We start from the raw sequence: 12,651 nt of genomic DNA, 5'->3' as shown, positions 1-12,651 counted from the left end.
CGAGGACGCATGCCCTTGATAACAGCCGATTGAAAACGCTCCCGCCATTGGCGGGAGCGTTTTTGCACCTACTGTGGAGTTGCAGGGATCTTCAGGCGTAGTGGGTACTGTCCGATGGTCGGAGAATACGTTCTCCAGCTGATAACTGTGAATTCTGACAGTAGGAAAAGAGGCGTTTTTTCGATGTGATAGGACGGTGTCGATCAGGACTTACACCTGTACCTCGGCATTTCCTGCCAATTGAAAAAGGACCTCTCCTCATGCCCAAATTATTGCTGGATCTGCCCGAGCCAACGCTGGTTGAGGCTGACGAAAATGGCCGTGTCGATTCACTCACTCTGCTAGACGGAGGCAATGTCAGCGTCTGCTACGACGACATGCAGGCAACTGACAGCATCACTCTGAATTGGCCACTGGCGGGCAGCGCTTATCCGCCGATACCACCCCAGAATGGCAACGACGCTGGTTGTATCAACATTTATATCCCTGCCGAATACATAGCACTATGGTTGGACAATTACGTGTTGTTCACTTACACCGTTACCCGAAACGGGGATGATCAAACGTCCTTACAAGGTCAAGTATGGATCAGCCTGCCCTCGAACCTGTCTCAGGTGCAAATTCTCAAAGCAACCGATGGCAAACTGGATCTTTCTTTGTTGTGCTGTAAAGATCCGATTCTTTACATCCCATCCTGGGCATTTGCCGACACAATCCAGACGATCGACTGCTATATAGGCGGCATCTATCCCGATGGGTCCAAGGCCAGACTCTACCCATTCGAGGATGAACCGGTTACCGACGAAGACATACGCCTGGGCTGGCGTCGAGCAATCCCTCGGGAGTTGTTCCAACAACTTAAACATGACAGCGAACTGTTTGTTTTGGCCTCCGTGCGCTTCAGCCGGGCCACTCCCTATAGATCGTTCCCCTCGCTAGTGTTGACATTGCTCACCGAGCCTCACCTGGAACTGTCGCCACCTGACCTCAAGGAAGCTGCACACACCGAGTTCGACGGCTGGGTGGTCAACCCCATAAACACGGTTAACGGTGCGCATATCACTGTGGGGTATGAGGGCATATGCAGCGGTGATACGGTATGCCCGAAGTCTTCCGGGACGCCGGGGCCAGGAACGCCGGTGCTGGAGTGTCGCCAACCGGTTGAAGGTGAAACCAGCCTGGTGTTTGCAGTATCGCCTTTAGCGATTCGTGCCAACTTTGAGCAAACCATTACCTTGACTTACGGCGTCACGCGTTGCGACGGCAGCCAATGGTCTTCACCCGAACGCAGGGTGAAAGTGCTGGGCATCACGGGCTTGCCAAAATCGAATATTGAACAGTCCACAGGCAACCGTCTGGACCTCAATACCTTTCGTGGCGACGCAAAGGGCGTGGTGCCCATTTGGAGTTATGCCATTGAGCTGGACTGCTGCTGGATGTGGGTAACCGGTACGCTTGAGGATGGCAGCGACTATTGTTTTTATGTGTTGGAGGCCGAGCCGCTTAAAGCCGCCTGGTTACACGATGGGGTCGATACACCGATCTCCAGGGCCAAGCTGCAAAAGCTGGCGGATTGCAAAGCGTTTGAGCTGCATTTTGCCGCGAACTTCGATGGCCAGTGTACGTGGGAGACTGCCGTCGAGTTCCCGGTTCGGACTTTCAGCATCGAGCAGGAAGCTTTGACACTGCCCCCTCCCAGGGTATGTGAAGCAGTGGATGATCAACTGACCATCTGGAATGGCCGGGACGGTGTAACGGTGCGGGTGGAGTATGAGCGGATCAGCCCTCATCAGACGATTCAGGTAAAGTGGATCAAGGCGGACGGTACGAGCCTGCCGTTGGAATCAAAACCGGGCAACAGTGATCCGGGCTATGTTGATTTTGCGATCCCGCGTGAAGCGGTGATTCAGGGCGCAGGTAAAACCATCCTGATCAACTACATAGTGACCAGTACTTGTAAGTTGGCGCCGTCGAAGACGCTTGGGCTGAAGATCAGTGTGCCGACCCGGTTGCCGACACCCGTTGTGCCAGAGGCTACGCCACCTGCTACTCAAGGCGGGATTTTAGATCTGCAGACTTTTACCGGTGATGCGCATATCACCGTGTATGACGCAAACTTCGACAAAGCGTGGTGGTTTGCTTTTGAAGGGCAAAATGCTTGGCTACGTGTTGTCGGGACTCTCGAATCCGGTGCCCCCCATACAATCAACGTGCGTATGGACCCACGCGTAATTTCAGAGGAAGTCGATAACGGGTTATCGGCAGTACTGCTGCGATCTGAATTGGAAAAATTGAAAGATCACAGCCCGTTGACTGTTTTTTGCGAGGTCACGACTGACGGGAGTTCAAGTGCGACGGGCGCAGTGCGGTTCCAATCATTGGAATTGACAGTCATTGTGCCCCCCAAAATTCGCTATGAAAACTTTACTGGTCAGCCGACCCGACTGATTTCTGCAGGCGCAAGTATTAGCATCCCGACGATGAACATACGTTTTCTATCTGGGCCAGGAAAAATGGGTATCTCAACGTATCCATCGACACCAGGGATGCTAGAGGGGCAGGCACTTGTTTTTGCTGATGGATTAGGCCAGGCACCGAGTCATCAAAGAGTGCGCCTTGATTTAACCTTTACATGTAAGCGTGTGAAGTGTGCATATACCTGGAATCACTATCCTACAACAGTGAGTTTTTACAGTCCGTCTGGCGGATATTTAGGTGCAGTAAATTTAAATGGGAGTCCTTTGAATAGTTGGATCGATTTTTCTGCACCGGTAGGTTCGGTAATAGGCTACATAGAGATATCGTCTGGCGATTGGATGTACTTTGATTTCTTTACCTTCTGGTTGTAGCTTCAGGCAGCTTGACTAAACGCCCACCTGCTTAGGGTGGGCGCTTTATGCACGTCGTTTTTATCAACTTACTTCGGCCCCAAAATCTTCACCAACTTCTCCGGCGACGGCGCCCCCTGTTGCTGCTGCAATCCACCCTTGTCATCCAGATAGAAAATCGCCGGCGTTGCTGACAACTCCAGTTCATCCATCAACTTCATATTGGCATCGAGCTTGGCCTCGACCTCGGCCGGGATCTTCTCCAGCGCCTTGAGCTTACTGCCCTTGCCGGCGGCTTCGTGTTCTTGCAGGGCTTTTTGCGGGTCTTTGGCGGCGAGCAGGGCGGCGGATTTGCCTGGGCTGTCTTCGCGGATGATGCCGACCATGATGTGGCGCAACTGTACCTTGCCGGCCTTGACCCACGGCCGCGCCTGTTCCCAGAACATGTTGCAGTAGGGGCAGTTAGGGTCGCTGAACAGGTACACGGTGCGCGGGGCGTTTTTATCACCGTCCTGGATCCAGCTGCTTTTTTCCATCTTGGCCCAGACTTCCTTGGCCATGGGTGCGTACACCAGTTTTTCCAGGGGCGCGGTGCTCAGGTCATTGCCCTGGGCGTCGTACAGGTTGCCGGCGATCACGTTTTTGCCGTCGGCGGTCAGGTACAGGGCCATGCCACGGTTCTGGTATTGCGCGGCGTAGCCGGTGAGGCCGCTGGGGGCATCGAATTTACCGATGATCCTGGCGCCCTTGGCTTCGATCTGTTTGATCGGCGCCGGCCAGTCTTCGGCCTGGGCCAGGGAGGCGGCGAGCGTCAAGGGCAGCAGGGTCAGCAGGTGGCGGAGGCGAGGCATGTCGGTTTCCTTGTCGTGGTGTCATCGAAGGGTTCCATGGCCCGGGCCAGGCTGGCTTCGGAGAGTTCGCCCAGGTGGCTGTTGATCAGGCGCCCATCGGCTTGGTAGAACAGCGTGGTCGGCAGGGCCATGGAGCCCACGGCCTGGCCGAGGCGGCCGCTGGCGTCGAACAGCACGTTGTCCAGGTTCAGGCCCTGGGTGGCCAGGTAGGTGCTGACGCTTTGCATGCTCTCGGCCTGGTTGACGAACAGAAAGGTCACGTCGGGGCGCATACGCTGGGCGTTTTCCAGCACGGGCATTTCGCGCCGGCACGGCGGGCACCAGGTGGCCCACAGGTTGATCACCAGCGGGCCACCCTGGTAATCCGCCAGTTGCACCACCTCGCCATTGGCGTTGCGCAGGGTGATGTCCGGCAGGCGCGTGCCTTTTTCATACAGGCTGAGGGACAGGCTGGCCATTCCCCAGAACAACAGACCGGTGATCACCCCGGCGCTGAGCGGCTTGCGCAGGGCCGGGCGACGCCAGCCATACGCCAGCGCGCCGAGCACCAGTGCGATGATGCCGGGCCAGGCGAGGAAGCCACCGTCACGCAGGTCGACCATCTCGACCCAGTCGTTGCTGTAATAACTCCAGTACATCAGCACGAAGCTGACGCGGGCGGCCAACATGCCCAGCAGGAACAGGCTGAACAGCACCGATTCGGGGTTCTCACCGCCACGCTTGGCCACGCGCCAGCCCACCAGGGTGGCGAGAATCAGCGCGCTGATCAGCAGGATGTGATTCAGGGCGATGGCGAATGTGCCGATGGTCAGGGTCAACATCAGCGCGCGTCTCGGGTTTGCGTCCAGCGTTGCAGGAAGGCGGCGGCATCCACTTCGCCGGTGATGCGTTGGGCGCGACGTTCATCACCGTCCGGGCCGATCCACACGAAGCTCGGTGGCCCCGGCACCTTGTAGCGGCCCAGCAGTTCGCGGCTGGCAGCGTTGTCGGCGGTGACGTCCAGGCGTAGCAGGCGCACGTCTTTGAGCGCGTCCATGACTTCGGGTTTGCCAAACACCTGTTTCTCCATGATCTTGCACGACACGCACCAGTCAGCGTAGTAATCCAGCAGCACCCATTGGCCCTGGGCCTTGGCGCTGTCGAGCTGGCTTTGCAGCACTGCCGGGTCATTGATGGTGGTGAAGGCATCGTGAGCGCTCGGTGCACCGGCGACCTTTGAGCCGCTGTAAACCTTCAACGGTTGCCACAGCTCATCGCTGCCACCGGCTGCGCCCACCACCAGTATCGCGCCCCACAGGCCCAGCACCAGGGAACCTGCGCCGAACACCTTGGCGGCCAGGCCGAACTCACGGGCCAGTGTCCAGCCGCAGTACGCCATCACCAGCGCCAACGCACCCCACAGGCCGATCCACAGGCTGTCGCCGACCACTGGGCGAATCATCAGCACGGCGGTGCCCAGGAACAGGAAGCCGAAGATACCCTTGAGCACGTTCATCCAGGTGCCCGGCTTGGGCAGGAAGCGATTGCCCACGGTCACCAGCAGCAACAGCGGAATGCCGATACCGATGCCCATGGCGAACAGGATCAGGCCACCGTGCAGCGCATTGCCGCTCTGGGCGATATACAGCAGGGCGCCGGCCAGGGGCGCGGTCATGCACGGGCCCACCAGCAGGCCGGACAGCGCGCCGAGCACACCAGCACCCACCAGGCTGCCACCGCTTTGCTGGCGGCTGACGTTATCGAGACGGTCGCGCAGGAAGGCGGGCAACTGCAATTCAAAGAAGCCGAACATCGGCAGGGCCAGCAGCACGAACAGCGCGGCAAAGCTGCCAAGGATCCACGGGGTTTGCAGCAGCGCGGCGAGGTTGGCGCCAAGCAGCGCGGCCATCACACCCAGGCCCGCATACACCAGTGCCATGCACACCACGTAGCTACCGGCCAAGGCAAAACCACGGCGCGGGCTGGCGCCACTGCCGACTACCAGGCCGGCGAGAATCGGCAGCATCGGCAGCGAGCAGGGCGCAAACGCCAACAACAGGCCCAGGCCAAAGAAGATCAGCAGGCTCCAGCCCAGGCTGCGTTGTTGCAGGCCGCTGGCCAGGCTTTGGTCCTGGGCCTGCGCGGTAGCGGCTACGGCCGGGTTGCCGCCCAGGTCCACGGTGATCGACTGCGGTGGATAACACAGGCCCGCATCGGCACAGCCCTGCCAGCCCAGCTTGACCTTGCCGGTGGCGCCGGCCGGGATCTTCACTTCCAGGCCCTGGCGATACACTTGCTGTTCGCCGAAGAACTCATCGCTATGGGCTTCACCCTGGGGCAGCACGGGTTGTTCGGCCAGGCCGTCGAACTTCATGCGTTGCTGGTACAGGTAGTAACCGTCGGCTATCTGCCAATACAGTTGGGTTTCGCCGCTTTCAAGACGTTCGGAGGTAAAGGCGAAGGCTTTGCCCACCGGGAGAAAGTCGGGTTTGGTTTCGAAGGGGTTGCCCGGCGCTGCCTGGGCGAATCCCGCGAACAACACCAGCAGAAAGGTAAACAGATGCCGCATGGTCAAGCCTTAGTTCGATGCAAGTGAGGCACACAATGTGTGGCGCTGATTAACCGATGATTAACCGGACGCTATTCTAGAGTGTAGGGATAATCTGATGTTGTGAACTTTAGCGGCATAATGCGCGCTTAATCTGGCGCTTTTCTAATCACCCCCATCTTTCATGAAGGGTTCAGCATGCACGTACTGGTCTGTGAAGACGACGAACTGATCGCCAGCGGTATCGTGGCCGGCCTCGGTGCCCAGGGCTTTACGGTCGAGCGCGTGGCCACGGCCGCAGCCGCCAGGGCGATGCTCAAGGCTGCAGCGTTCGACATCATGGTGCTCGACCTCGGCCTGCCTGACGAAGATGGCCTCAAGCTGCTGCAACAACAGCGCAGCCAGGGCCTGGAAATTCCCGTGCTGATCCTCACCGCGCGGGACTCGGTGACCAACCGCGTCGACGGCCTGCAAGCTGGCGCCGATGACTACCTGCTCAAGCCCTTCGACCTGCGCGAACTCGCCGCCCGCCTGCAAACCCTGTTGCGCCGGGTGGCGGGGCGCAGTGTCAACCTGATCGAGCACGGCCGCCTGGCCTACGACCCCAGCAGCCGCGAGACCTTCCTGGATGGCCAGCCGGTGGACCTGTCCCGTCGCGAACAGGCGCTGTTGCAGGCGCTGCTGCACAACAAGGGCCGTGTGTTGTCCAGCGAGCAGCTCAAGGACAGCATCTACGGGTTCAGTGATGAGCTGGAAAGCAACGCGCTCAACGTGCATATCCATCACCTGCGGCGCAAGTTGGGCAATGGCATCGTCGAGACCGTCAGGGGCTTGGGCTATCGCCTGGGGCCGGCTGATGCAGGAGAGAACACTCAGTGATGAGCTTGCGCCTGCGCCTGACGTTCAAGCTGGGCGCCGCTTTTGTGCTGATCTGGGTGCTGGCGGCCGCCTGGATGCTCAACGATTTGCGCAACCAGATGATGTTCTCCCTCGACCAGCGCCTGGTGGCCTCGGCGCGCATGGTAGCCGGGCTCACCGAGCAGATGCCGGGTTTGGCCAGCGTCAGCGGTGGTGCACATTTGCGCACCGAACAGTTGAATGTGCCGGGGGGCATGGCCTGTCAGGTCAGCTCCTTGCGCGGCGAGATCCTGGCACGCAGCCACACGACCCCGGATGAAGGTCTGGAGTCGCGCAGGAGTGGTTTTCGTGACCAGATGATCGATGGCGTGGGTTGGCGCAGTTTCACCCTGTCCCGGGGCGACCTGCTGATCACCACCGCAGACCGCCAGGTGGAGCGTGAGGCACTCAACCTGTCGATCCTGCTGGCAGCATCGGTACCGGTCGGCGTGGCATTGCTTGGTTGCCTGTGCCTGTTGTGGCTGGGCATCGGCCAGAGCCTGGTGCCGCTCAATCGTATGCGCGACGCCTTGATGCGCCGCAGCGCCGACTCTCTCGAACCCTTGCAGATTCACCCGTTGCCCAGCGAGCTCAAGCCGTTGCTCGACACCCAGAACCAACTGTTGCAGCGCATCGCCAAGACCATCGAGCGCGAGCGCCGCCTGACCGGTGACGCGGCCCATGAACTGCGCAGCCCGTTGACGGCAATCAAGACCCACCTGCAAGTGGCGCGCATGACCGAAGGTGCGGCGCGCGACCAGTCGCTGGCGCACGCCGAGGAGGGAGCCGACCGCTTGCATCGCACGCTGGAGCAATTGTTGCTGTTGGCGCGGGTGGAGGGCAGCTTGTCGTTTGACGATGGCTTGCAGTCCAGTGCCGAAGAAGTCGCCAGGTTGGCGATCCAGGACGCCAATGCCGGTGACAATTCCCGTATCGATCTTATTCTTGCGCCGGACCTCTCCCACGTTCCGGTAGAAATGCCCGTAGGCCTCGCCGTCGCGGCCTTGCGTAACCTGCTGGACAACGCCTTGCGCCATACCCCCGCCGATACCCGCGTGGAACTGCACGTGTTTTCTACCCCGGATAACGTGGTGTTTCGCGTGCGTGACCATGGCAAGCAGATCTCCAGCGAAGACCTGCAATACCTTACCCAGCGCTTCTGGCGTAATGGCAACAGCGAAGGCTGCGGCCTGGGCCTGGCGATCGTGCAGGCGATTGTGCAGCGCTGCGCCTGCTCGCTTGAGTTCGACAGCCAGCCGGACGGCTTGCGGGTTGAGCTGGGTATGCCGCTGCGCCGCTGAACCTTGCTTTTCATGTGCCAAGTAATTACCGCCCGCCTGACATTCAACCCTTCAGGATGGCGGTAATTTTTTTGCGCTTGAACGGGCCGAATGATTCGGCCTGAAATGAAAAGGACGGTTCTTATGTTGGTTATCGACACCAGTTTCCCAGCCAGGGATTTCAACGACCGCCGAGGTGAATCCGTGCAGCAGGTTATTCTGCACTACACCGCGGCGCCTTTTGCTTCGTCCCTGCGTACCCTTACGCAACACGGCGTCAGCGCCCACTATCTGCTGCCCGACCCCGATGAATCCAGCTACCGCGCCGCGGGTTATGAAGAGTTGCGCGTGTTTCGCCTGGTGGAGGAGGACAAACGCGCCTGGCACGCGGGAGTGAGCCATTGGGCGGGGAGGGACGACCTCAACAGCCGCTCGATTGGCGTTGAAATCGTCAACCTGGCGCGGGATGACGCGGGGGTATTTACCTTTCCCGAATACTCCCCGGCACAGATCGATGCGTTGATTGCAATAGTCCGCGACGTGCTTGCACGTTATCCGCAGGTCGGCCCGACTGACCTGATCGGGCATTCGGATGTGGCCTATTGGCGCAAGAGTGATCCGGGGCCGCGGCTGCCCTGGCGTGTTCTGCATGAGGCCGGTATTGGGGCCTGGTTTGATGAGCCAACACGGGCGATGTACCAGCGCCGCTTTTGTGTCGGCTTGCCACCAGAGGTTGAGGTAGAGCGGGCGTTTCAGCGCTACGGCTATAAGCCCGCGCAGAATCGCCGAGCCTTTGAACAGCGCACCCGGGCGTTCCAGATGCATTTTCGGGCTAGGGATTATTGCGGGTTCCTGGATGCAGAGAGCTGCGCGATCTTGTATGCACTGAACGACAAATACCGCGGGCTATGAAGTGTGGGAGGGGGCTTGCTCCCACATTTGCATCTTCATTCATCAGTTATCGATCGCCGCCCCCTAAATCCTGTTCTAGCTGATGCGTTTCCAGAACAGGAAATCCGTGCGCATGCCCTTGGGCCAGCCGCCAACGGATCGGCAGTTTGGTCATCATCAGCGTATTGAGGGATCGAGAGATGTCAGTCGCTACCAGCCGTATCGAAGACGCCCTGGCGCCTGCGGAAACGCTCTACCAGTTTGACGAAACCCCGCTGCTGGCCCGCCAGCGCCAGCAGGAGTCCAACGCCCGCAGCTACCCGCGGCGTATCCCCCTGGCGCTCAAACGCGCCAAGGGCCTGTATGTGGAAGACGTCGAGGGGCGGCGTTTCATCGACTGCCTGGCCGGCGCCGGCACCCTGGCGCTGGGGCATAACCATCCGGTGGTGATCCAGGCGATCCAGCAAGTCTTGAGCGACGAGTTGCCGCTGCACACTCTGGACCTGACCACACCGGTCAAGGATCAGTTCGTGCAGGACCTGTTCGGCTTGCTGCCATCGGAACTGGCGCGGGAAGCGAAAATCCAGTTCTGCGGCCCCACCGGCACCGATGCGGTGGAAGCCGCGTTGAAGCTGGTGCGCACCGCCACCGGGCGCAGCACTGTGCTGTCGTTCCAGGGCGCTTATCACGGCATGAGCCAGGGGGCGTTGAGTTTGATGGGCAGCCTGGGGCCGAAGAAGCCGCTGGGGGCGTTGTTGGGCAATGGCGTGCAGTTCCTGCCATTTCCGTATGACTACCGCTGCCCGTTCGGGCTGGGCGGCGCCCAGGGTGTGCGGGCCAACCTGCACTACCTGGAAAACCTGCTCAACGATCCCGAAGCCGGGGTGGTGCTGCCGGCGGCGGTGATTGTCGAAGTGATTCAGGGTGAAGGCGGCGTGATCCCTGCCGACCTCGATTGGTTGCGTGGCTTAAGGCGTATCACCGCGCAAGCGGGGGTGGCGCTGATCATCGATGAAATCCAGAGCGGCTTTGGGCGTACCGGCAAGATGTTTGCCTTCGAACACGCCGGCATCATTCCGGATGTGGTGGTGATGTCCAAGGCCATTGGCGGCAGCCTGCCGCTGGCGGTGGTGGTGTATCGCGACTGGCTCGACACCTGGCTGCCGGGTGCCCATGCCGGGACGTTCCGCGGCAACCAGATGGCGATGGCGGCGGGCTCGGCGGTGATGCGCTACCTCAAGGATCACGACTTGGCCAGTCATGCGGCTGCCATGGGCGAGCGTCTGTGCGAGCACCTGCGCATCCTGCAGCGCGACTTTCCGCAGTTGGGGGATATCCGTGGTCGTGGGCTGATGCTGGGGGTCGAGCTGGTGGATCCGACTGGCCCGCTTGATAGCCTGGGGCACCCGCCGGTGCATCGCCTGTTGGCACCGCTGGTGCAGCGTGAGTGCCTCAAGCGCGGGCTGATCCTGGAGATGGGCGGGCGCCATGGCGGCGTGGTGCGCTTTCTGCCACCGCTGGTGATCACCGCGGCCGAAGTCGACCAGGTGGCCGAGATCTTCGGGCGCGCCTTGGCGGCGGCGGTTGCCGGCGTTTAATTTTTGCGGTGCCTGGTACGTTTCTACAGATATCAGCGCTGCGCGTGGTGCGCAGCCAGCCTTTGAGCGATGGAGAACAGCAATGACCTCAGTATTTGACCGCGACGACATCCTGTTTCAGGTAGTGGTCAACCACGAAGAGCAGTATTCGATCTGGCCTGACTACAAGGCTGTGCCTGAAGGCTGGCGAACCGTGGGCAAGAGTGGCATGAAGAAGGAGTGCCTGGCGTATATCGAGGAAGTGTGGACGGATATGCGTCCGTTGAGCTTGCGCCAGAAGATGGACGGCGCCGCCCTCGCCAACTGATTCACTTGGGCCCGACTGTGGGAGGGGGCTTGCTCCCGATAGCGGTGTATCAGTCAGCCAATGTTCAACTGAAACACTGCTATCGGGAGCAAGCCCCCTCCCACATCAAGCATTAGTGCGGGGTGTGGGTGTAGAGGTAATCCGTCGCCAACGACGCCAGCGTCCTCACGCCCACCACCAACGCCGACTCATCCACAAAGAACCCAGGGTTGTGATTCGGCGCCGCCTTGCTCATGTCCTGGTCCCTCGGTGTCACCCCCAGGAAGACAAACAGCCCCGGTGCCTCTTTGGCATAGAACGAGAAGTCTTCGGCGCCACCCACCAACGGGCCTTGCACCACATCACCCTGAGCCGCCCAGCGCAGGCTCGGCAGCATTTTCTCGGTCAGCGCCGGGTTGTTGATGGTGGGGTCATACTTCTCGATGATCGTCACTTCGGCCTTGGCGCCACCGCTTTCGGCGATTTTCTCTACGGTTTGACGCACGTCTGCATGCAGCTTCTGGCGAATGCCGTAGTCGTAGGAGCGAATGGTGCCGCTCATGTCTACCGACTCGGGGATGATGTTGTAGCGGGTACCACCGTTGATGGTGCCGATGCTCACGACAGAGGGGAATGACGAAATATCGGTACGGCGGCTGACCACGGTCTGCAGGCCGACAATGGTTTGCGCGCCAACGGTGATCGGGTCGATACCGTCCCAGGGGCGGCCGGCGTGGGTCTGTTTGCCGAGGATCCTGATGCGCAGGTCGTCGGAGCTGGCCAGGGTCGGGCCTGGGCGGTAGGCGATTTGCCCGGCAGGCACACCGGCCCACACATGCAGGCCGAACACCGCGTCAGGCTTGGGCGCTTTCATCACGCCTTCCTGCACCATCATCTTCGCGCCCCAGGTGTTCTTGCCGTCGGGGATAAAATCGCTGGGGCCTTCTTCGGCCGGTTGGAAATAAAACACCACGGTGCCGGGCAGGCGGTCGCGCATCCCGGTAAGAATCTTCGCAGTGCTCAGCAGGATGGCGGTATGGGCGTCGTGACCGCAGGCGTGCATCACATCGACTTCCTTGCCCAGGTAGGTGCCCTTGGCTTTGGAGGCGAAGGGCAGGTCGGCGACTTCCTTGACCGGCAGCGCATCCATGTCGGCGCGCAGGGCCACGGTCGGGCCGGGCAGCGCGCCTTTCAATATGGCAACGACGCCGGTGCGGGCCACCCCGGTCTTCACCTCAAGGCCGAGTTCGCGCAATTGTTTGGCGACCAACTCGGCGGTGCGGGTTTCGGTATTGCCCAGTTCTGGATGGGCGTGGATGTCGCGGCGGGTTTCCAACAGGCTGGGTTCGAGTATTTTTGCCTGGGAGGCAATGGTTTCCCTGGCACCGTCCTGGCCGCTGCTGGCGGCAATCACTGCACTGCTCGTGACCGCGCAGAGCAAACCCAAAACCCATTGGTGTGTCAGACCGTTCATTCGCATACCAACCTCTGCT

10 protein-coding genes are annotated in these 12,651 nt (G+C 60.4%); 6 read left to right on the top strand and 4 right to left on the bottom strand.

Annotation, left to right across the window (positions count from 1 at the left end; genetic code table 11):
- The first annotated feature begins 260 nt into the window (after positions 1-260).
- On the top strand, positions 261-2,849 hold the full coding sequence (locus E3O56_RS21295; RefSeq protein ID WP_248128960.1) for a hypothetical protein: 2,589 nt from the start codon (positions 261-263) through the stop codon (positions 2,847-2,849).
- Between the two features lie 68 nt (positions 2,850-2,917).
- Here the strand turns inward: E3O56_RS21295 and dsbG are convergent, their stop codons facing one another.
- The 3 genes from dsbG to dsbD are packed head-to-tail and all read right to left on the bottom strand — an operon-like array spanning position 2,918 to position 6,227.
- Positions 2,918-3,679 (bottom strand): thiol:disulfide interchange protein DsbG, encoded by a 762-nt coding sequence (gene dsbG, locus E3O56_RS21290; protein WP_032880097.1) that lies wholly within the window; start codon positions 3,677-3,679, stop codon positions 2,918-2,920.
- Positions 3,655-4,500, bottom strand: a complete 846-nt coding sequence (locus E3O56_RS21285) for a TlpA disulfide reductase family protein (protein WP_032880099.1) — start codon at positions 4,498-4,500, stop codon at positions 3,655-3,657. The genes dsbG and E3O56_RS21285 overlap by 25 nt, the downstream gene beginning before the upstream one ends.
- Positions 4,500-6,227: a protein-disulfide reductase DsbD gene (dsbD, locus tag E3O56_RS21280; RefSeq protein WP_248128959.1), complete on the bottom strand. Its 1,728-nt coding sequence runs from the start codon at positions 6,225-6,227 to the stop codon at positions 4,500-4,502. The genes E3O56_RS21285 and dsbD overlap by 1 nt, the downstream gene beginning before the upstream one ends.
- A gap of 177 nt (positions 6,228-6,404) precedes the next feature.
- Here dsbD and E3O56_RS21275 point away from each other — a divergent pair, with 177 nt between their 5' ends.
- The 5 genes from E3O56_RS21275 (at position 6,405) to E3O56_RS21255 (ending at position 11,179) form a co-directional block, all read left to right on the top strand.
- The gene (locus E3O56_RS21275) at positions 6,405-7,085 is read left to right on the top strand and encodes a response regulator (RefSeq protein ID WP_005789979.1); all 681 of its coding nucleotides are present in this window, start codon (positions 6,405-6,407) and stop codon (positions 7,083-7,085) included.
- Positions 7,085-8,404 (top strand): ATP-binding protein, encoded by a 1,320-nt coding sequence (locus tag E3O56_RS21270; protein WP_078821947.1) that lies wholly within the window; start codon positions 7,085-7,087, stop codon positions 8,402-8,404. Before E3O56_RS21275 ends, E3O56_RS21270 begins: the two co-directional genes overlap by 1 nt.
- Positions 8,405-8,527: 123 nt before the next feature.
- Positions 8,528-9,295 carry an N-acetylmuramoyl-L-alanine amidase gene (locus E3O56_RS21265; protein WP_248128958.1) on the top strand — a complete coding sequence of 256 codons (768 nt, stop codon included), beginning with the start codon at positions 8,528-8,530 and terminating at the stop codon, positions 9,293-9,295.
- Between the two features lie 179 nt (positions 9,296-9,474).
- A complete protein-coding gene (locus tag E3O56_RS21260) occupies positions 9,475-10,872 on the top strand; it encodes an aspartate aminotransferase family protein (RefSeq protein ID WP_103733705.1) in 1,398 nt (465 codons plus the stop codon).
- An 82-nt stretch (positions 10,873-10,954) separates the two neighbouring features.
- Entirely contained in the window at positions 10,955-11,179 is a 225-nt protein-coding gene (locus tag E3O56_RS21255; RefSeq protein ID WP_003192847.1) for an MbtH family protein, read from the top strand.
- Positions 11,180-11,291: 112 nt separating this feature from the next.
- Here E3O56_RS21255 and E3O56_RS21250 read toward each other — a convergent pair whose 3' ends face one another.
- The gene (locus E3O56_RS21250; RefSeq protein ID WP_032880106.1) at positions 11,292-12,638 is read right to left on the bottom strand and encodes an amidohydrolase; all 1,347 of its coding nucleotides are present in this window, start codon (positions 12,636-12,638) and stop codon (positions 11,292-11,294) included.
- Positions 12,639-12,651: the final 13 nt, after the last annotated feature.

Origin of the sequence: Pseudomonas sp. W2Aug9 (assembly GCF_023127755.1) — a bacterium.
Taxonomy (GTDB): domain Bacteria; phylum Pseudomonadota; class Gammaproteobacteria; order Pseudomonadales; family Pseudomonadaceae; genus Aquipseudomonas; species Aquipseudomonas synxantha_A.
Note: the sequence above shows the minus strand (reverse complement) of the source record. Positions and strands in the feature narration are given on the sequence as shown.

Excerpts from the sequence above, each read along its gene's own strand:
- E3O56_RS21295 (WP_248128960.1), top strand. The coding sequence starts at position 261 with ATGCCCAAATTATTGCTGGATCTGCCCGAGCCAACGCTGGTTGAGGCT.
- dsbG (WP_032880097.1), bottom strand. The coding sequence starts at position 3,679 with ATGCCTCGCCTCCGCCACCTGCTGACCCTGCTGCCCTTGACGCTCGCC.
- E3O56_RS21285 (WP_032880099.1), bottom strand. The coding sequence starts at position 4,500 with ATGTTGACCCTGACCATCGGCACATTCGCCATCGCCCTGAATCACATC.
- dsbD (WP_248128959.1), bottom strand. The coding sequence starts at position 6,227 with ATGCGGCATCTGTTTACCTTTCTGCTGGTGTTGTTCGCGGGATTCGCC.
- E3O56_RS21275 (WP_005789979.1), top strand. The coding sequence starts at position 6,405 with ATGCACGTACTGGTCTGTGAAGACGACGAACTGATCGCCAGCGGTATC.
- E3O56_RS21270 (WP_078821947.1), top strand. The coding sequence starts at position 7,085 with ATGAGCTTGCGCCTGCGCCTGACGTTCAAGCTGGGCGCCGCTTTTGTG.
- E3O56_RS21265 (WP_248128958.1), top strand. The coding sequence starts at position 8,528 with ATGTTGGTTATCGACACCAGTTTCCCAGCCAGGGATTTCAACGACCGC.
- E3O56_RS21260 (WP_103733705.1), top strand. The coding sequence starts at position 9,475 with ATGTCAGTCGCTACCAGCCGTATCGAAGACGCCCTGGCGCCTGCGGAA.
- E3O56_RS21255 (WP_003192847.1), top strand. The coding sequence starts at position 10,955 with ATGACCTCAGTATTTGACCGCGACGACATCCTGTTTCAGGTAGTGGTC.
- E3O56_RS21250 (WP_032880106.1), bottom strand. The coding sequence starts at position 12,638 with ATGCGAATGAACGGTCTGACACACCAATGGGTTTTGGGTTTGCTCTGC.